The following is an 18,396-nucleotide window of genomic DNA, read 5'->3' as shown; positions in this document are numbered from 1 at the left end:
GTTTATTTTTTTCTATTCTTAAAGATAACATTTAGTCCCAGTTGAAAAGAAAGACTGTTTGCTTTGGTAATATCTCTGTATTCCAAAAGATTGTCAGCAAGAACATAGAAATTTACAGGGCCAAAAGTACTAGATAATCCCAAACCTATGTTATTGTATGAATACGAATCCAAAGTATATGTTGCTTTCATTTGCAATGACTTGAAAATTTTTCTTCTGTAAAAAGTGGTAAAGGCAACCAATGGCGTTCTTGGAGTAGTCATCACAAAGAGCTGAGCACCTACCGCGCTTTTATAAATAGTTTCCGGATTATAATCTAAACAATTACACTCTTCTGGTCTTTCTTCATCAAATGAAAACTGAACGGAAGAATTGAATTTAGCTGGGCGCCAAGTTGTATAAGCTGCGTATAAAGTGTCCAAAGGAATAGCGTCCTTAAAATCTTGAAATCCATTTTCAACCGATTCTCCAGAACTGAATTTTGGAATTACTCCCTTGTATTCATAGGTTCCTTTATAAGTTAAACTTTCCACTTCTTTATTGTGCTTAATAAAACCAACATCTATCATACTTGCAGTTAGCTGTACATTTTTCTTTGGATAATAGGTAAAACCAGCATCAAATCCCAACCCTAAATTACCACCTAAAAAAGCCCTTTTGGTGATATCTTTTACTACATTAGGTTCATAATTCTCGTCATCATATTTTGCGATGCCTGATGTATTAAGTTGCAGTTGAGAATAAATCATTTGTTCGTAGACTCCGGCTGAAGATGGATTAGTGTAAATATAACCCGAGTTATTTGTAGAACTAACATTATAAATACTAGAATAAATCTTTCCACGTACACCTAGAATAAAGTTTTTATTAATATTCTTATGGAATCCAAGATGAAAAACGGATAGCATTTCAGCTTTTACATTTAAATCCCCTAAATTAAAAACTTTACCCAAATAGTCTCTGTTTCCGTCTAAAGCTAAAATGGCTAAATCTGTGGGAACATAACTCATTGCATCAAATTCCTGATACATACCAAACGAAATATAGGAATTACTTTGTTCTCCAGAAATTTTAAAGCCACCGTTAAAAACTTCTATTTGTTCGTTTATTGCGAGCCTGTCTTTTCTTGTGGTGGAAAAAACAACATTCCGCAGTTTTACATTAAAATCGACACCATTAGCCGCAAATAAATCATAAGCTGAAAATCCGCTAGAACCTACATTTGCAGAAATTCCAGACAAGAGAGGAATCCCAAAATAAAAATTGTATTTGAAATCAGCACCAGGATTAGTCAGCAAGGACTGCGGAACCGAGGTAAAATTATATAATATTTGTTTATTTTGCGAAAAGCAATTTATCGCTAGCATTAGAACTAAAACCCACACTGTTTTTTTCATTCTACTACTAGATAAGCGGTCACACCTGAACGCAATTTCAAACTGCCTGTACTACTTTCGCTTAATGCCGCACCCGGTAGCATAGTCATCGTAAAAGCAATTCTTGTAGTTCTTTTTAACACATCAAGTTGGGTATTTTCAAATACTTCCGTTTTAGTTACTTTATTTTCTATACCTGAGTACGGTGGAATAGCCAGATTAACAGCGTGAACAGGTTGATTGTTTCTATCTAAAAATACTAAATCTACTGAATACCCTCTACTTATTGTATTTTCCATTTCAAAGAAAAGTTCCACTTTTTTTAATCGCTGTCTAAAAAAAGAGCCGTTGAATACATCAACCGTTGGCGCATCAAAAATCACATTTTGTTCCGCTCCATTGGTGACAAATTGATTTGCAAGAACATCAAAATAGGCTAAATTAGTAACGATTACCGGTTCTATTTTTACATCATTCACCTGATTGAAATCCAAATCACTTGCGCAGGAAAATAAAAAAAACGACAGTAGTATTCCTAAAAATCTATTGAAAGCCCGAAATTTCATAATAATGTAATTTAATGGTAAAATTTAGAGAACAGTATAACTAACGAACCAATAGTAAATTTATTATTTCTGAAGTAATTGATGTTAGTAAATAACAGGATGTTATTTTTAATGATATTCTCCAAATAATTTAGAGGCCTCATTATAAGCACTTTCAAAACTCATTGGACTCAAATTAGTACATTCCTTTTGTGCAGTAAAATAGGACAACAATTTCTCCGTCGGCATATTACCCGTGAGATCATCAGTCGCCATTGGACAACCACCAAAACCCTGGATCGCGCCATCAAAACGACGGCATCCCGCTTTATAAGCTGCATCAATTTTCTCAAACCATTTATCTGGTGTTGTGTGTAAATGAGCTCCAAATTCTATTTCGGGATACTTCGGAATTAAATTGGAAAACAAGTACGAGATTACCTCAGGAGTGGAACTTCCCACTGTATCCGAGAGTGACAGTATCTTAACACCCATGGCTGCTAATTTCCGGGTCCACTCCCCAACAATTTCCATGTTCCATGGATCTCCATACGGATTACCAAAACCCATCGATAAATAAGCCACTACTTCTTTATTACTTTTATTAGCAATTTCAAGGATCTGCTGAAGAGTGATTAATGATTCGGCTATAGTTTTGTGCGTATTCCGCATTTGGAAATTTTCAGAAATCGAAAATGGAAAACCTAGATATTGTATTTCGGGATGAACAGAGGCTAGTGTTGCACCTTGAGTATTAGCAATAATGGCTAGTAATTTGCTTTGGGTTTGAGACAAATCAAGTTGTGCCAAAACTTCGGCTGTATCTAGCATTTGCGGAATCGCTTTAGGAGAAACAAAACTCCCAAAATCAATACTGTCAAAACCTACACGCAACAAAGACTGAATATAAGCCACTTTTTTTTTCGTAGGAATAAATGGTTTAATGCCTTGCATGGCATCACGTGGACATTCTATAATTTTTATTGCTTCCATAGACAGCCAAAGATAGAAAAACAATTAGGAATTTAAAATTAAGGTTTTTAAATATTAGCAAATTAATATTTAGCTGTATTTTTCTACATTTTAAAAACTACAGTCTTTTTAAAATTTCTTTATTTATGGCTTTCACCAAAGCGGGTCCTTCATAAATAAAACCAGTATACAATTGTACTAAACTTGCTCCAGCATCTAATTTCTCTAAGGCATCAGCCGCAGAATGAACGCCTCCTACTCCAATTATTGGAAAAGATTTATTACTTTTTTCGGACAAAAACCGAATCACTTCAGTCGAACGTTTTGCTAACGGCTTCCCTGACAATCCGCCCATTTCTACTTTATTTTCAGACTGTAGACCTTCTCTGGAAATAGTTGTGTTGGTAGCGATAACGCCTGCTATTTTAGTTTCATTTACGATATCAATAATATCTAATAACTGGTCATCGGTTAAATCAGGTGCGATTTTCAGCAGTATTGGCTTTTGTTTTGGCTTTGCCAAATTCTTATTTTGTAGTGTTTGCAACAACTGTGTCAGCGGTTCTTTATCCTGCAAAGCACGCAGATTTGGTGTATTAGGCGAACTTACATTTACTACAAAATAATCCACATAATCATACAACGCCTCAAAACAAATTTCGTAATCTGACGTGGCTTCCTCATTTGGCGTCAGTTTGTTTTTTCCAATATTCCCGCCTATTAAAACGCCTTTATTTTTCTTTAAAAGTGCCACCGCGTCATGAACACCTCCATTATTAAACCCCATTCTATTGATGATTGCATTATCTTCTCTTAGACGGAACAAGCGTTTCTTAGGGTTTCCCTCTTGTCCTTTTGGCGTGAGTGTTCCTATTTCGATAAAACCAAAACCAAAATTCGATAGTTCTTTATACAATTTTGCATCTTTATCAAAACCCGCTGCTAATCCTACCGGGTTTTTAAATTTTAATCCAAAAACTTCCGTCTCTAATCTAGAATCCTGGACTTCATACAAAGATTTAAAAAGTGCTTGAAAACCTGGTATTTTAGATACAAAGCGAATCAATGAAAAAGTAAAATAGTGCACTTTTTCAGGATCAAAGCTAAAAAGTATGGGGCGAATCAGTAATTTATACATGGGTTTGTAGTTGTGTGGTGCAAAAATAGAAAATAGTTGCTGTTTTGCTACATACATTTGAACAATTACTTGCAATAAAAGCTATTTTTGTACAATTAACATGAAAAAAAACCACTTGAAAAAAATAATTTTGATTACGCTAATTCTGTTAACTATCTCTTGCTCAAATGACGATGAAGAAGTAAGCTCAATTGACCAACCTACATTCAATGTCAATTTATTATTAAAAGGGTGGCGTTATGACGTTTTGAAAATAAACGGAACCTTTTATAATTACGAGCATAATCCAAATTGTAACAATGATTTTTTTGGTTTTCTTAATAGACCTGGGCAATCCTATCAATTTATTGAAACCACTTTTACAAATGATTATTGTACGAACAACAGTGCGACTTTAGACTGGAAAATAAAAAAGGACACACTCTATTTCTATATCGGAAATCAAGTTGTTTTGACTTACAAAGTAATCGCATTAACAGCTACTAATTTTACTTTTTCATTTGAAAATGACATCGATCAAAATGGTACGATAGATACTGTAGAGGTGAGCGCATCTCCATACGATCCCTATAATATGTTTGGAAACAATTAATAAATTATACTTTTTTACACATTCTTATCCTTTTCAATTTTATATATTTGTTCTAATTAAACACATATAAAATCCATGCAACATATCATTGATCGTTTCATCAGTTACGTTATTATAGATACGGAATCCGATGCGAATTCAGAAACTACTCCAAGCACAAAAAAACAATGGGATCTAGCTCATAAACTGGTTGCCGATTTGAAAAATATTGGAATGCAGGACGTTTCAATAGATGATAAATCTTATATCATGGCGACACTACCAAGTAACGTGCAGCACGAAGTACCAACCATTGGATTTATTTCTCACTTTGATACTTCTCCTGATTTTTGTGGAGCCAATATAAAACCACAAATTGTACCAAATTACGATGGTAAAGACATCTTATTAAATGCCGATAAAAATATTGTTTTATCGCCTAGTTATTTCAAAGATTTATTGCTTTACAAAGGACAAACGTTGATTACCACTGATGGAACCACATTATTAGGTGCCGATGACAAAGCTGGTTTAACAGAGATTGTAACGGCAATGGAATTTCTTATCAATAATCCAGAAATCAAACACGGAAAAATCAGAGTTGGTTTTACACCAGATGAAGAAATTGGCCGTGGTGCCCATCATTTTGATGTCGATAAATTTGGAGCTGATTGGGCCTATACTATGGATGGAAGCCAAGTGGGAGAACTAGAATACGAAAATTTTAATGCAGCAGGTGCCAAAATCATTTTCAAAGGTAAAAGCGTGCATCCTGGTTATGCCAAAGGTAAAATGATCAATTCCATGCTCATTGCTAATGATTTCATCAATGAACTTCCTCAAGGAGAGACTCCACAAGAAACAAAAGGATATGAGGGTTTTTTTCACGTTCATCATTTAACAGGAAGTATCGAAGAAACAGTTCTGGAATTAATCATTCGCGATCACAACAAGAAAAAATTTGAAAAGCGTAAAGAGCTAATCGAAAAAATAACTAAAAAAATCAATAAGAAATTTGCCAAACAGTTTGGTGAAGATATCGTTACAGCCGAAATAAAAGATCAGTATTACAACATGAAAGAAAAGGTTTTACCGGTGAAGCATATTGTGGATATTGCTGAACAAGCAATGAAAGAAATTGGAATAAAACCATTAATTAAACCTATTCGTGGTGGAACAGATGGTTCTCAATTATCATATAAAGGATTGCCATGCCCTAATATTTTTGCAGGTGGACATAATTTTCACGGAAAATACGAATATGTTCCTGCAGAAAGCATGCAAAAAGCAGTCGAAGTAATCGTTAAAATAGCTGAATTGACCGCTACAGAAGGTACTGCTAGAAAATAATATTTTGAAATACTCCTCATAGTCAAACTATCGATAAGATAAAACTACTACTTGATTATGTACCGGTGTTACTTTAAAACATGGGTTTAAAAGAGTGTTACTGTAAAAATAAAGCTCCATTTCTGAAATTCAGAGTTGGGGCTTTTTTATTTTAATAAGCCAACGTAAAGCCATGCGTTTGATCGATTTTTATTCAAAAATCAAATTAAAATCTTGTTTCTCAATTTCAAACAGGACACCATCGTTTCAAAAATAGTTGATTTACTGTAATAAAAAAAAACAACTCTATGAAAAGCTTAACATTGCATTGTATTTTAAATCACTACATTTACTTACAATAACACAACAATTTAGTAACATTAGGGAGAATATCGGATGTGAATAAAACAAGTAGCAAACTAATAATATAAAATATGATACAACAAAACGAAGAGGAAGCAACAAAGCCGTCTGGATCAAAACCTGAGATTAAAAAGCCGGTTAGAGCAAAAAGAACACCCTTAATCAAAGTTAAAGAAGAGCCTGTGGAGATTACAGAACCTCTAGACGAGACCATTACAACAGAAATCATTGAAGAAACGATAACTATAGCGATTGAAAGCGACGATAGTACTCCTGTTGTAGCAGACAAAAAAGAGAAGAAAAAAACCACTAAAAATACAGTGAAAATGAAAGACAAAGACAAGAAAAAGGCTAAAAAAGCCGATGCAAAAGAAAAAGCGAAAGCAAAAGCTAAAAAGGCAAAAAAAACTAAAAAAGACAAAGCGAAGAAAGCAAAAGTTAAAGCCAAGATAAAAGCAAAAAAGGCCAAGGCAAAATCTAAAAAAGCAAAGAAGAATAAAAAGAATAAAAAATAATAAGCTTGTTTTTTATAAAAAAAGTCCCAAACCAGAGATCTGGTTGGGACTTTTATACTGATATGAAAGAGTGAATTATTTTTTGTTCAATGCAGCACTCATTTCCATAGAAATAGCAGAACGCTCCATTTTTAATTTTCCTGACATCGTTTCTACCACAACAGTTGTATCCGCTAATTCCGAAACTTTTCCGTGAAGACCGCTTTTTGTGATGATTTTGTCACCAACCTTTAATGTGCTTTCAAATTCTTTTTCGTTTTTAGCTCTTTTTTGTTGCGGTCTGATCATAAAGAAATAGATCACCACAAACATTAATATAAACGGTGCAAACTGAGTTAATTGTTCCATAATTTTAATTCTCTTTTTATTTGTTAATTATTACATTAAACCACGACCAGCTTTGATGATTCTTTTATTGGTTTGCAGCTCTTTTACTAAATTATCTAAAATTCCATTGATAAAAATACTGCTTTTTGGCGTAGAATATTCCTTGGCGACTTCTAAATATTCGTTCAGAGTAACTTTTACCGGAATAGACGGAAATTTCAAGAATTCACAAATTGCCATTTTAAGGATAATCGTGTCAATTTCAGCAATTCTATCGCTGTCCCAGTTGGGGGTTTTATCCAGATATTCCTTTGCCAATTCAGTTTCATTTAAAACCGTTTTTCGAAACAGGTCTTTTACAAAATCCTTGTCTTCATTGTCTTTATACAATTTTGGAACTCTGAAATTGTCGTCTTCACCTGGCTTGATCGCTTTCAATTGCTTAATGATATGCGTGTTCACTAATGGAATATCATCAACCCAAGTCAACTTATCGTCTTCTAAATAGTCATACAATTTCTCATTAGGAACAATAACCTCCATAAATAAATCAACTATAAATTGTCGGTCTTCTTCAAAGGTATTTACTGAATTACTCATGTAATCGGCATACAAACTACTTGCTTTTATAGCATTCAAAAGCAATAAAATATAATCGTCGTTTAAGGTCCAATTATTGATTTTACGATTTTCCAGCGCAATACTTAGTGAGTTGTTTTCGGAAAGAATTTGAAAAATCCTGTTTTTTACGAATTTTTCATTGGGCTTGCGTTCCTCAGCAGTTGCAAGATGCTTTAGACTTGATTTATGCAAAAAAATTGTTTCTGTTTTACAAATCTCAATCAGCGAAGAAAGCATGATTAGGTATAAATCTTGAATATTGTCGATACTGTAAAAAAGAAATTTCTCTTCTTTCTCTAAATTATCTGAACCGCTTTGATGCATCGCATAAATGGACTGCATGACTTTAACGCGAATGTGTCTTCTATTTACCACCTTGTAAGAACTTTTATTAATTAGCCTGCAAAAATAAGTCTTTACTTTTTTAAAATAAAATATATAATCGCTTATTTTAAAAGTATTCCATAATCCATATACATCGATCAAGACGAGATGAACACTGAATACGGATTACGGAACAGTTCAAATTACTTTTTGCTATTCTCCAATTTTCTTTGATTGATTCGATTTTGAGCAATCGTCAAAGCGGCGTGGTGCGGTGTGATCTTGTTAGCAAGAGCAAAATCAAATATCTCTAAAGTTGTGTTATAAATATTTTCAGTCTTACGCATAATTTCAGCTTTGTCATAATGTGCTAATTCCGCATAAACATTAATAATTCCGCCCGCATTAATCAAGAAATCAGGAGCATATAGAATCCCTCTTTCTTGTAGGATTGCACCATGTACATTTTCATCTGCCAACTGATTGTTAGCTGCACCAGCAATAACTTTTGCTTTAATTTTATAAACAGTAGTGTCATTTAACGTGGCTCCCATAGCACAAGGCGCATAAATATCAACGTCCGCACTATACAAATCGTCTCCTCTAAAAATTTGTGCCTGATACTTTGCTCCTACTTCATTCAATTTTTCCTCATTGATATCAGCGATAGTAACTAGCGCTCCTTCTTTAGTCAAATAGTCAACTAAAGTTTCACCAACATGTCCAATTCCTTGTACCAATATCTTTTTACCGCTTAAAACATCAGAACCAAATTGTTGTTTGGCTGCCGCTTTCATTCCTAAATAGACACCGTAAGCAGTAACTGGCGACGGATTTCCAGAACCACCTCTTTCTTCTGAAATTCCAGTCACATAAGGAGTGACATCTCGCACAATATCCATATCTTTTGTTTCCATTCCCACATCCTCAGCCGTGATGTATCGACCACTTAGAGAATGCACAAATTCACCAAATTTACGCATTAGCTCTGGTGTTTTTTGTGTTTTGGCATCACCAATAATAACTGCTTTACCTCCACCAATATTGAGTCCTGTAATCGCGGCCTTAAAAGTCATTCCCCGTGACAAACGCAAAACATCATTTAATGCTTCCCACTCATTCGCGTAATTATACATTCGCGTACCACCTAAAGCGGGTCCCATTACCGAATTATGAATACCAATAATTGCTTTTAAACCTGTATCTTTGTCGTTGCAAAATACAATTTGTTCGTGATCATCAAATGATAATTGGCCAAAAACGGGATCCATTTTTTGAAGTTCCTTGCCAGTTGTGAAAGCTGCATTCATAGTGTAAGTTTTTATAGTGATAAATTATGAATTTGTCAAAAAGACAATCCAAATTTACACAAAATACAAACATATACGAATGCTTTGTCAAAAAATCACCAAATCAGCAAAATTTTTAATAAAAAATCAAGCCTTTAAATTATCAAAAACAGAGTTTTATTCTAAAAATAAAATCATTTCAACACAGAATATATTAAAAAAATGAAAGAATTACGTTATTTAAACAAATACTTCGTCAAATACAAATACAGTTTTCTACTCGGAATCGTTTTTACGATCATTGCTCAGATCTTTATGTTGTTTACGCCTAAATTGATCAGCAAATCTTTTAAGGTTATTGAGGCTTTCGCCAAAGATAAAAGCGTTGCTAAATCAGTTATTCATCAAGAATTAATTTCGAATATTTTACTGATTATAGCCACAACAATCATTGCGGGTTTCCTGACCTTTTTAATGCGACAAACCCTAATTGTAATGTCGCGCCATATTGAATTTGATCTAAAAAATGAAGTATTCCGTCAATATGAAAATTTATCTCAAAATTTTTACAAGCAAAGTCGTACAGGAGATTTAATGAACCGAATCAGCGAAGACGTTTCAAAAGTGAGAATGTATGTTGGCCCAGCGGTAATGTATACCATAAACACGGTTATCCGTTTTGCTATTGTTATTGTTTACATGTATAATGTATCGCCAACATTAACATTGTATACGCTCTTACCCTTACCCCTTTTATCCTATGCTATTTTCAAATTAAGTTCAGAAATCAATGTAAGAAGCACCATTTTTCAACAATATTTATCCAAAGTTTCCAGTTTTTCACAAGAAATATTCTCTGGGATCCGCGTGATAAAAGCGTATTCATTGGAAAATCAACATCAAAACAACATGGTTAATTTAGCGAATGAAAGCAAAAGTAAAAGTTTGAATTTGGCCAAAGTACAATCATTATTTGGTCCATTAATGCTGGCATTAATAGGAATCAGCAACTTAGTGGTAATTTATTTTGGTGGTTTAATGTACATCGATGGCACCATAAAAAGCATTGGAACCATCGCTGAATTTATCTTGTATGTCAACATGCTCACTTGGCCCGTAGCGTCCTTAGGATGGGTTTCCTCAATGGTACAAGAAGCAGAAGCATCTCAGAAAAGACTTAACGAATTTCTAAAAATCGAACCAGAAATAAAAAATAAAAACGAAAACAAATCGCTAATTGAAGGAACTATTTCATTTGAAAATGTAAGTTATATTTATGAGGACACCAATATCAAAGCGCTTCAAAACATATCTTTCACCGTACAAAAGGGAGAAACTTTAGCTATCCTAGGCAAAACAGGATCTGGAAAATCAACAATCTTATCATTAATTTCAAGAATGTATGATGTTTCAGAAGGAAAAATAAATATTGACAAAAATGAAATAAGCAGCATCAATCTTTTTGATTTACGCAACAGCATTGGGATTGTACCGCAAGATGCTTTTTTATTTTCAGATAGCATTAAGAACAATATAATGTTTGGCAAAGATAATGCAACGGAAGAAGAAGTGAAATCGGCTGCCAAAAGTGCCGTTGTACATGATAATATTATGGGCTTCAGCAAACAATATGAAACAGTTTTGGGTGAAAGAGGAATTACCCTTTCAGGCGGTCAAAAACAAAGGGTTTCTATTGCGAGAGCTATTATTAAGAATCCTCCTATTTTACTATTTGACGATTGCTTATCCGCTGTAGACACTCAAACCGAAGAAGAGATATTAAACAACTTGCATGAAATTTGTAAAGACAAAACAACTATTATTGTAAGTCATCGTGTTTCCTCGGCTAAAAATGCAGACCGAATTATTATCATTGACAAAGGGCAAATTATACAACAAGGTTCTCATAATCAATTGATAAATCAGGAAGGCTATTACGCCGCTTTGTACTTGAAACAACTTTCGGAAAAAGAAATGCTTTAATTGTTGTGTAATACATATTTTTTATAGATTTTTGGGTATTAGTTAACAACCATAAATTGACAGAAAGGATTATGAGAGAACATGACATGTTAGAAAAAGAAGAGATATTTTCCAAAGTTTTACGAGCCGGACGAAGAACCTATTTCTTTGATGTGAGAGCTACTAAAGCTGATGATTATTACATTACCATTACCGAAAGCAAGAAATTTACCGAGGAAGATGGGTCATTCCACTTCAAAAAACATAAAATCTATTTATATAAGGAAGATTTTGCTGCTTTTGCTGAGATTTTAGGAGATATGACTTCTTACGTTTTGAACCATAAAGGCGAAGAAGTAATTTCAGAAAGACATCAAAAAGATTTCAAAAAAGAATACACATCTGAAAAATCAGATGATGAAATTCTACCGCAAACATCTAATTTTACGGACATCGATTTTGATGATATTTAATAGCTAAAAGACGCTTAAACAAAAGTTAAAAGCCTGAAATTCAAATGAGTTTCAGGCTTTTTTTATTACGTTTACAGTCTATATAACTCAAATGACAGAAACCAAATCATTGTTTAGCTTTCTATATACCGCACTTTTATCTGAAAAGACAAAGAAGAGAACCGAAAAATTTTTTATATCTGTAGCTATAATAAGCTTTTTACTGCATTTGTTAATTATAGCATTGGTAGATCTTGAAATTATTTTGGTAAATGATTATTCGAAATTATTGAGTAATCCAATCTCCGCTATCTATACTCCTTTTTCCTTTATTTTGATATACGAAGTGTATCTTTTGGTCTATTATTTGCCTAAATCAACAACAATTTACATAGGCAAACAGTATGAAATCATCACGCTAATAATTATCAGGCGAATCTTCAAAGATTTAACTAAGGTAGAATTTAACTCCAATTGGTTTGCCGTAAAAACAAATGTGAATTTTACGCTGGACATTATAGCAACAATACTTTTATTTTTCTTAATTTTTGTTTTTTACAACCTCAACAGAAAAAATGAGATCAACCAATCTAAAATCCAAAAAACGATAGATGTAAATAAATTTATAAAACTGAAAAACATTTTTGCGATTGTGCTCATTCCTATTTTTGTTATACTATCTCTTTATAGTCTAGGACATTGGATTTATGAAAGTTTCTTTTCACTAACGCAAATAGTAGATAAGATAAAAGACATTAATAAAATATTCTTTGATAAATTTTTTACAGTTCTAATATTGGTAGAGGTACTTTTACTATTGTTCTCCTTTTTTCTATCAGATAAATTCAATAGAGTCATCAGAAATTCGGGCTTTATAATTTCGACAATATTAATAAAACTTTCTTTTGGTACAGAAGGAATTCTGAATACAATTCTGATTGTCACAGCTGTTTTGTTCGGCGTAATAATATTAGCCATCCACAATAAATACGAAACTTTGGAAGCCAATAAAACAAGTACTTTTGAAACTTAAATTACCCTATTCGCAAACCATTATCAATCTTAAAATCAGGAGCCAATAAAATTACATCTCCCAGCTCTCCTACCGCGCCTAAAACCAAGCATTCGCTCATGAATTTCCCGATTTGTTTTTTAGGAAAATTAACCACGGCTACGATTTGACGGTTCAGTAAATCTTCTTTTTGATACCTTGTCGTAATTTGCGCGGATGTTTTTCTAATTCCAAGTACAGAACCAAAATCGATTGTAAGCTGATACGCTGGTTTTCTGGCCTCTGGAAAATCATGCACTTCCAGTATAGTCCCCACACGCATTTCTACTTTCTCAAATTCCAGCCAGCTAATGTTTTCCATAATTAATTTTATTTAAAATAGCATAAGATACCAAACCTATAAATTTTACAACTATTTACACTAATTCTATAAAAGTATTTTCTATATATCCGTTTAATTTTACAAAACTAATAGTAATTCCGCATGTAAAAAACGACTCTTATGGAAATGAATGAAATGAAAAACAGTGAATTGCACAATGGAAATATTCAGGATAATACAAGGACTGGAATAGATATGTATGTTGAGACAGCACCAAATGTAAAATTGTATGTGAAAGATTATGGACAAGGTAAACCCGTTATCCTTATTCATGGATGGCCACTTTCTAATGAAATGTGGGAATACCAAATTGACACTTTAGTTCAAAATAACTTTCGAGTTATTGCGTATGACCGTCGTGGCTTTGGTAAATCTTCTCATCCCTGGGATGGTTATGATTATGATACTTTGGCGGATGATTTAGGAGCCATTATCGAACAGTTGAATTTGGAACAAGCCGCACTTGTTGGCTTTTCAATGGGCGGTGGCGAAGTGGTACGCTATTTCAGTCGTCATGGTGGGAAAGGCGTTTCAAAAGCGGTACTTATATCGTCAGTGACCCCGTTTCAATTGCAAACGGACTCCAATCCTAACGGTGTTCCACAAGAAAAGTATGATGGAATGGCAGAGCAAATCAAGGCCGATCGCATTGGTTTTCTGGATAGTTTTGGAAAAACATTTTTTGGAGTAAGTTTTATCAGCAAACCGATTAGCACTCCTTTATTGGATTATTATAGAATGCTGTGTTCTTTTGCTTCACCTCGTGCGACTTTAGAATGTGCCAAGTCATTTTCCTCTACTGATTTTCGAGGAGAAATGGCATCCGTAAATGTCCCTACCTTAATTATTCATGGGGATGAGGACAAAACAGTCCCTATTGAAATCAGTTCCGAAGTAGCGACAAAACTGATTCCAGACAATAAATTTATCATTTATGAAGGAGCACCTCATGGGTTGTTTTACATTGAAAAAGACAAATTAAATAGTGATTTAATTGAATTTTTAAATTCATAGCGTACACCCCAACCGATTTGATAAACCACAATTTATAAATTGTAAAAAAAAATCCCATTCGCCGCAGCAAATGGGATTTTGTAATTTTAGAAATAGTTTATCTATTTAACTTCCATTAATTCTACGTCAAAAATCAAAGTAGCATTTGGAGGAATTGCTCCTCCAGCACCACGAGATCCATATCCTAAATCCGATGGGATCACAAAACGGGCTTTATCGCCTACACGCAATAGAGCGATTCCTTCATCCCAACCTTCAATAACCTGACCTTGACCCAATTTAAATTCAATTGGTTTTTTTCTTGGATAAGAAGAGTCAAAAACTTTACCATTTTCTAGAGAACCTTCATAGTGAACAGCCACTGTTTTTCCGCTTTCTGCTTTTTTACCTTCACCCCTTTGGATGAACTGGTAACGCAAACCGCTTTCTGTTTTTTCAAAACCAGCTGCTAATTTTTCCATCGCTGCTTCCACTTCTGCTTTTACAGCAGCATCACGTTTGTTACGAGATCCTTTGAATGTGATAAATGCTTCAATTGCATTCCAATTTTTAGCTTCTTCACCTTCTCTGATAATTTCTAAAGATTCTAAAACATCTCCTTGCTCAACAGCGTCAACAATATCTTGACCTTCTACCACATGACCAAAAACAGTATGTTTGTTGTCTAACCAATCTGTTGGAATGTGAGTAATATAGAATTGTGAACCGTTTGTTCCAGGTCCTGAGTTAGCCATTGCTAAAACACCTGGACGGTTGTGTTTTAAACTTGGGTGAAATTCATCATCAAATTTATACCCTGGATCTCCAGTTCCTGTTCCTTGAGGACAACCCCCTTGGATCATAAAGTTGGGAATAACGCGGTGGAATTTTAATCCATCATAAAATTTAACCCCTTGTGGTTTTACTTTATTTTCTACGTTTCCTTCAGCCAATCCTACGAAGTTTCCAACCGTACCTGGAGTCAAATCGTGTGTTAGTTTTACTAAAATAGCCCCTTTTGTGGTGTTGAATTTAGCATATATTCCATTTTCCATTTTTGTATAATTTTTGTTGAATGGCAAATTTACAAATTAAATTAGAGAATGTGAAAATTTGAGAATTAGAAAGTTGTGTTAATCCATAGGGATAGATAGCATTTCAATTACTAAACCGTCATTAATTCACTAAACCCTAGCCCAGATAGGAGTGGAAATCCTTTTTATTAGCCCTTCAAGGCTGATAAAAAGATTGTAACGTATAGCTGGAAATAGCTCCTAAATAATACTGTGCTGGTTTATTTGGTTGTTTGATTCGCTAAATACCTCTTCAACTTTGTACCTTTGCACCTTTCGAACTTATATATAAAATTATGCGCATTGATATTGTTACCGTTTTGCCGGAATTGTTGCGAAGTCCATTTGAGGCTTCCATTATGAAACGTGCTATTGATAAAGGTTTAGTAGAAGTTCATTTTCATAATTTACGAGATTATACCACGAACAGACAAAAAAGTGTAGATGATTATCCCTATGGTGGTGGTGCAGGAATGGTGATGACAGTGCAACCCATTGATGCTTGTATTACACATTTAAAAAGCGAAAGAGTCTACGATGAAATCATCTATATGTCGCCAGACGGAGCTACTTTGAATCAAAAAATGGCCAACACCATGTCGATGTATGAAAACATTATTATTCTTTGCGGACATTACAAGGGTGTGGATCAAAGAGTGCGCGATCATTTTATCACAAAAGAAATCTCTATTGGTGATTACGTATTGTCAGGTGGAGAATTAGGAGCTTTGGTTTTATCGGACGCTTTAATCCGATTGATCCCTGGTGTTTTAAGTGACGAAACCTCAGCACTGACAGATAGTTTTCAGGATGGGCTATTGTCAGGACCTATTTACACGCGTCCCGCAGATTATAACGGCTGGAAAGTTCCAGAGGTTTTAACCTCAGGGAATTTTGCTAAAATAGACAAATGGCGTGAAGATATGGCCTACGAACATACAAAGAATAGACGGCCAGATTTGCTGGAGGATTAAAAATTTGTTTAAGGTTTAAAGTTGGTATTCAAGAACTTCTAAACTTTGAACAAGAAAAACTTTAAACTTTAAACTTTTTAATTACCTTTGCCGCTTAATTTAGATTAACCTCTGGCGAGATCCGCGAATGTTGATTTAATAAAAAACCATAATTAAAAAATATCATGGCAGATTTAATGAAATTCGTTCAAGACGAATTTGTAGCAAGAAAAGAATTCCCAGTTTTTGCAGCTGGAGACACTATCACTGTTTTCTACGAAATTAGAGAGGGTGAAAAAACTAGAACACAGTTTTTTAAAGGAGTTGTTATTCAAAGAAGAGGTTCTGCTAACACAGAAACTTTCACAATTCGCAAAATGTCTGGTGCTATTGGAGTAGAGCGTATCTTTCCAGTAAACTTACCAGCTTTGCAAAAAATTGAAATCAACAAAAAAGGTGCAGTTCGTAGAGCTAGAATTTTCTACTTTAGAGAACTTACTGGTAAAAAAGCTAAGATTAAAGACAAAAGAAGATAGTCACTATCTCTTTACTATAAAAGTCCCAACACTGTTGGGACTTTTTTTTGATTTAAACCCAAAGTAACAATCATTATTCCTTAGATTTTAACTAAAACAAAAGAATTTCAATAGCTCTTATTTGATAATTTATAAGGAAATTCATTTTCATATTCGCAATTTAGATACACAATAATACTAATTTCATAATTCAATTTATACTACTAAAAACTTAACAAAAACGCATTTTCTTTTACGATATCGTTTTATTACCTTTGTGGCCACGTTTAAAAATAAGAATTATACATAGCAATACATTATGACAAAAATTAAAGTAGCCAATCCAATTGTAGAATTGGATGGAGATGAAATGACACGAATTATTTGGTCTTTTATTAAAGAAAAATTAATTCTTCCTTATTTAGACTTAGATATTAAATATTATGATTTAGGAATGGAGAGCAGAGACGCTACCAATGACCAAATCACAATTGATTCTGCGGAAGCAATAAAAAAATACAATGTTGGTATTAAATGCGCCACCATTACTCCAGATGAAGACCGAGTTAAAGAATTTGGTTTGAAAAAAATGTGGAAATCTCCAAACGGAACCATCCGTAATATTGTAGGTGGTACTGTTTTCCGCGAACCAATTATCATGAAAAATGTTCCTCGTCTAGTACCTGGTTGGACACAACCTATCGTTATTGGCCGTCATGCTTTTGGAGATCAATACAAAGCTACTGATACTGTTATTAAAGGAAAAGGAAAACTAACCATGACTTTTGTGCCTGAAGAAGGAGAAACACAAACTTGGGAAGTATACGATTATAAAGGAGATGGGGTAGCAATGGCAATGTACAATACTGATGAAAGTATTTACGGTTTTGCACATTCTTCATTTCAAATGGCTTTGACAAAAAAATGGCCTTTGTATCTTTCTACAAAAAACACAATTTTGAAAGCCTATGATGGTCGTTTCAAAGATATTTTTGAAGAAGTGTACCAATCGAGCTACAAAATACAATTTGTTGAAGCAGGTATTACTTACGAACACAGATTGATTGACGACATGGTTGCGTCTGCAATGAAATGGAGCGGTGGATTTGTTTGGGCTTGTAAAAACTACGATGGTGATGTACAATCCGATACTGTTGCGCAAGGTTTTGGTTCTTTAGGACTAATGACTTCCGTTTTAGTGACTCCTGATGGAAAAACATTAGAAGCAGAAGCGGCTCACGGAACAGTAACGCGTCACTTTAGACAACACCAACAAGGGAAAGCTACTTCTACTAATCCAATTGCATCTATTTTTGCCTGGACTAGAGGATTAGAACACAGAGGTAAATTAGACGAAAACCAAGCATTAATTGATTTTTGCCATGCATTAGAACAAGTTTGTATCGATACTGTTGAAAGCGGAAAAATGACTAAAGACTTAGCCATGTTAGTAAAACCAGAAGGTTTGACCGCAGCAGACTATTTGACTACAGAGGCTTTTTTAGCAGCTATACAAGAAAATTTAGATGCTAAACTAGCGTAATTATTTTCTGCTATATATATTTTAAAGACAACCCGAAAAGGTTGTCTTTTTTTTTACCTTAGCAAACCTTAACAATTGTTATACACTAATTGACGTTCTATTTAATGTAATTTGCATTCTTCATTTTGAAAATCTTTAAAC

19 protein-coding genes are annotated in these 18,396 nt (G+C 33.9%); 10 read left to right on the top strand and 9 right to left on the bottom strand.

What is annotated here, in order from left to right; genetic code table 11:
* Positions 1 to 2 precede the first annotated feature (2 nt).
* The 4 genes from BUA03_RS08100 to BUA03_RS08085 all read right to left on the bottom strand — a co-directional run bounded on the left by BUA03_RS08100 (position 3) and on the right by BUA03_RS08085 (position 4,031).
* Positions 3 to 1,397, bottom strand: coding sequence for a DUF5723 family protein (locus BUA03_RS08100; RefSeq protein ID WP_066081739.1), 1,395 nt, complete (start codon positions 1,395 to 1,397; stop codon positions 3 to 5).
* Positions 1,394 to 1,942 (bottom strand): hypothetical protein, encoded by a 549-nt coding sequence (locus BUA03_RS08095; RefSeq protein WP_066081741.1) that lies wholly within the window; start codon positions 1,940 to 1,942, stop codon positions 1,394 to 1,396. The genes BUA03_RS08100 and BUA03_RS08095 overlap by 4 nt, the downstream gene beginning before the upstream one ends.
* 108 nt (positions 1,943 to 2,050) lie before the next feature.
* The gene (locus BUA03_RS08090; RefSeq protein ID WP_066081743.1) at positions 2,051 to 2,914 is read right to left on the bottom strand and encodes a hydroxymethylglutaryl-CoA lyase; all 864 of its coding nucleotides are present in this window, start codon (positions 2,912 to 2,914) and stop codon (positions 2,051 to 2,053) included.
* 97 nt (positions 2,915 to 3,011) lie between these two features.
* Positions 3,012 to 4,031 carry a quinone-dependent dihydroorotate dehydrogenase gene (locus tag BUA03_RS08085; RefSeq protein ID WP_066081842.1) on the bottom strand — a complete coding sequence of 340 codons (1,020 nt, stop codon included), beginning with the start codon at positions 4,029 to 4,031 and terminating at the stop codon, positions 3,012 to 3,014.
* 115 nt (positions 4,032 to 4,146) lie between these two features.
* Between BUA03_RS08085 and BUA03_RS08080 the strand changes: the two genes are divergently transcribed.
* The 3 genes from BUA03_RS08080 to BUA03_RS16495 all read left to right on the top strand — a co-directional run bounded on the left by BUA03_RS08080 (position 4,147) and on the right by BUA03_RS16495 (position 6,809).
* Positions 4,147 to 4,623, top strand: a complete 477-nt coding sequence (locus BUA03_RS08080) for a hypothetical protein (protein ID WP_139255633.1) — start codon at positions 4,147 to 4,149, stop codon at positions 4,621 to 4,623.
* Between the two features lie 75 nt (positions 4,624 to 4,698).
* Complete coding sequence (gene pepT / locus BUA03_RS08075; protein ID WP_066081747.1) at positions 4,699 to 5,952, top strand: peptidase T; 1,254 nt, start codon at positions 4,699 to 4,701, stop codon at positions 5,950 to 5,952.
* 413 nt (positions 5,953 to 6,365) lie between these two features.
* The gene (locus tag BUA03_RS16495) at positions 6,366 to 6,809 is read left to right on the top strand and encodes a hypothetical protein (protein ID WP_066081749.1); all 444 of its coding nucleotides are present in this window, start codon (positions 6,366 to 6,368) and stop codon (positions 6,807 to 6,809) included.
* A gap of 75 nt (positions 6,810 to 6,884) precedes the next feature.
* Here BUA03_RS16495 and yajC read toward each other — a convergent pair whose 3' ends face one another.
* The 3 genes from yajC to BUA03_RS08055 form a co-directional block, all read right to left on the bottom strand.
* Positions 6,885 to 7,157: a preprotein translocase subunit YajC gene (gene yajC, locus BUA03_RS08065; RefSeq protein ID WP_066081751.1), complete on the bottom strand. Its 273-nt coding sequence runs from the start codon at positions 7,155 to 7,157 to the stop codon at positions 6,885 to 6,887.
* Positions 7,158 to 7,187: 30 nt separating this feature from the next.
* The gene (nusB, locus tag BUA03_RS08060; RefSeq protein ID WP_066081844.1) at positions 7,188 to 8,099 is read right to left on the bottom strand and encodes a transcription antitermination factor NusB; all 912 of its coding nucleotides are present in this window, start codon (positions 8,097 to 8,099) and stop codon (positions 7,188 to 7,190) included.
* A 185-nt stretch (positions 8,100 to 8,284) separates the two neighbouring features.
* On the bottom strand, positions 8,285 to 9,391 hold the full coding sequence (locus BUA03_RS08055; RefSeq protein WP_066081753.1) for a Glu/Leu/Phe/Val family dehydrogenase: 1,107 nt from the start codon (positions 9,389 to 9,391) through the stop codon (positions 8,285 to 8,287).
* A gap of 201 nt (positions 9,392 to 9,592) precedes the next feature.
* On the opposite strand from BUA03_RS08055, the gene BUA03_RS08050 reads away from it, so the two are divergent.
* The 3 genes from BUA03_RS08050 to BUA03_RS08040 all read left to right on the top strand — a co-directional run bounded on the left by BUA03_RS08050 (position 9,593) and on the right by BUA03_RS08040 (position 12,817).
* On the top strand, positions 9,593 to 11,353 hold the full coding sequence (locus BUA03_RS08050) for an ABC transporter ATP-binding protein (RefSeq protein ID WP_066081755.1): 1,761 nt from the start codon (positions 9,593 to 9,595) through the stop codon (positions 11,351 to 11,353).
* Between the two features lie 71 nt (positions 11,354 to 11,424).
* On the top strand, positions 11,425 to 11,805 hold the full coding sequence (locus BUA03_RS08045) for a PUR family DNA/RNA-binding protein (protein ID WP_066081757.1): 381 nt from the start codon (positions 11,425 to 11,427) through the stop codon (positions 11,803 to 11,805).
* A gap of 91 nt (positions 11,806 to 11,896) precedes the next feature.
* Positions 11,897 to 12,817, top strand: coding sequence for a hypothetical protein (locus BUA03_RS08040; RefSeq protein WP_066081759.1), 921 nt, complete (start codon positions 11,897 to 11,899; stop codon positions 12,815 to 12,817).
* A gap of 1 nt (position 12,818) precedes the next feature.
* Here the strand turns inward: BUA03_RS08040 and BUA03_RS08035 are convergent, their stop codons facing one another.
* The gene (locus BUA03_RS08035; protein ID WP_066081761.1) at positions 12,819 to 13,157 is read right to left on the bottom strand and encodes a tRNA-binding protein; all 339 of its coding nucleotides are present in this window, start codon (positions 13,155 to 13,157) and stop codon (positions 12,819 to 12,821) included.
* A 141-nt stretch (positions 13,158 to 13,298) separates the two neighbouring features.
* Between BUA03_RS08035 and BUA03_RS08030 the strand changes: the two genes are divergently transcribed.
* A complete protein-coding gene (locus BUA03_RS08030; RefSeq protein ID WP_066081763.1) occupies positions 13,299 to 14,192 on the top strand; it encodes an alpha/beta fold hydrolase in 894 nt (297 codons plus the stop codon).
* Between the two features lie 101 nt (positions 14,193 to 14,293).
* Here BUA03_RS08030 and BUA03_RS08025 read toward each other — a convergent pair whose 3' ends face one another.
* Complete coding sequence (locus tag BUA03_RS08025; RefSeq protein ID WP_066081765.1) at positions 14,294 to 15,226, bottom strand: peptidylprolyl isomerase; 933 nt, start codon at positions 15,224 to 15,226, stop codon at positions 14,294 to 14,296.
* A gap of 314 nt (positions 15,227 to 15,540) precedes the next feature.
* On the opposite strand from BUA03_RS08025, the gene trmD reads away from it, so the two are divergent.
* The 3 genes from trmD to BUA03_RS08010 all read left to right on the top strand — a co-directional run bounded on the left by trmD (position 15,541) and on the right by BUA03_RS08010 (position 18,255).
* Complete coding sequence (gene trmD / locus BUA03_RS08020; protein WP_066081766.1) at positions 15,541 to 16,218, top strand: tRNA (guanosine(37)-N1)-methyltransferase TrmD; 678 nt, start codon at positions 15,541 to 15,543, stop codon at positions 16,216 to 16,218.
* Between the two features lie 164 nt (positions 16,219 to 16,382).
* Positions 16,383 to 16,733 (top strand): 50S ribosomal protein L19, encoded by a 351-nt coding sequence (gene rplS, locus BUA03_RS08015; RefSeq protein WP_066081768.1) that lies wholly within the window; start codon positions 16,383 to 16,385, stop codon positions 16,731 to 16,733.
* A gap of 298 nt (positions 16,734 to 17,031) precedes the next feature.
* Positions 17,032 to 18,255: an isocitrate dehydrogenase (NADP(+)) gene (locus BUA03_RS08010; protein WP_066081770.1), complete on the top strand. Its 1,224-nt coding sequence runs from the start codon at positions 17,032 to 17,034 to the stop codon at positions 18,253 to 18,255.
* The last annotated feature ends 141 nt before the right edge of the window (positions 18,256 to 18,396 follow it).

The sequence above is a fragment of the Flavobacterium fryxellicola genome, assembly GCF_900143245.1.
Classification (GTDB): domain Bacteria; phylum Bacteroidota; class Bacteroidia; order Flavobacteriales; family Flavobacteriaceae; genus Flavobacterium; species Flavobacterium fryxellicola.
This window is presented reverse-complemented; position numbering and strand designations above follow the sequence as displayed.

What these genes read in the sequence shown, in the direction of transcription:
- BUA03_RS08055 (WP_066081753.1), bottom strand. Translation starts at nt 9,391, where the DNA reads ATGAATGCAGCTTTCACAACTGGCAAGGAACTTCAAAAAATGGATCCC.
- BUA03_RS08030 (WP_066081763.1), top strand. Translation starts at nt 13,299, where the DNA reads ATGGAAATGAATGAAATGAAAAACAGTGAATTGCACAATGGAAATATT.
- BUA03_RS08085 (WP_066081842.1), bottom strand. Translation starts at nt 4,031, where the DNA reads ATGTATAAATTACTGATTCGCCCCATACTTTTTAGCTTTGATCCTGAA.
- BUA03_RS16495 (WP_066081749.1), top strand. Translation starts at nt 6,366, where the DNA reads ATGATACAACAAAACGAAGAGGAAGCAACAAAGCCGTCTGGATCAAAA.
- BUA03_RS08095 (WP_066081741.1), bottom strand. Translation starts at nt 1,942, where the DNA reads ATGAAATTTCGGGCTTTCAATAGATTTTTAGGAATACTACTGTCGTTT.
- pepT (WP_066081747.1), top strand. Translation starts at nt 4,699, where the DNA reads ATGCAACATATCATTGATCGTTTCATCAGTTACGTTATTATAGATACG.
- rplS (WP_066081768.1), top strand. Translation starts at nt 16,383, where the DNA reads ATGGCAGATTTAATGAAATTCGTTCAAGACGAATTTGTAGCAAGAAAA.
- trmD (WP_066081766.1), top strand. Translation starts at nt 15,541, where the DNA reads ATGCGCATTGATATTGTTACCGTTTTGCCGGAATTGTTGCGAAGTCCA.
- BUA03_RS08035 (WP_066081761.1), bottom strand. Translation starts at nt 13,157, where the DNA reads ATGGAAAACATTAGCTGGCTGGAATTTGAGAAAGTAGAAATGCGTGTG.
- nusB (WP_066081844.1), bottom strand. Translation starts at nt 8,099, where the DNA reads ATGCAGTCCATTTATGCGATGCATCAAAGCGGTTCAGATAATTTAGAG.
- BUA03_RS08090 (WP_066081743.1), bottom strand. Translation starts at nt 2,914, where the DNA reads ATGGAAGCAATAAAAATTATAGAATGTCCACGTGATGCCATGCAAGGC.
- yajC (WP_066081751.1), bottom strand. Translation starts at nt 7,157, where the DNA reads ATGGAACAATTAACTCAGTTTGCACCGTTTATATTAATGTTTGTGGTG.
- BUA03_RS08100 (WP_066081739.1), bottom strand. Translation starts at nt 1,397, where the DNA reads ATGAAAAAAACAGTGTGGGTTTTAGTTCTAATGCTAGCGATAAATTGC.
- BUA03_RS08040 (WP_066081759.1), top strand. Translation starts at nt 11,897, where the DNA reads ATGACAGAAACCAAATCATTGTTTAGCTTTCTATATACCGCACTTTTA.
- BUA03_RS08050 (WP_066081755.1), top strand. Translation starts at nt 9,593, where the DNA reads ATGAAAGAATTACGTTATTTAAACAAATACTTCGTCAAATACAAATAC.
- BUA03_RS08025 (WP_066081765.1), bottom strand. Translation starts at nt 15,226, where the DNA reads ATGGAAAATGGAATATATGCTAAATTCAACACCACAAAAGGGGCTATT.
- BUA03_RS08010 (WP_066081770.1), top strand. Translation starts at nt 17,032, where the DNA reads ATGACAAAAATTAAAGTAGCCAATCCAATTGTAGAATTGGATGGAGAT.
- BUA03_RS08045 (WP_066081757.1), top strand. Translation starts at nt 11,425, where the DNA reads ATGAGAGAACATGACATGTTAGAAAAAGAAGAGATATTTTCCAAAGTT.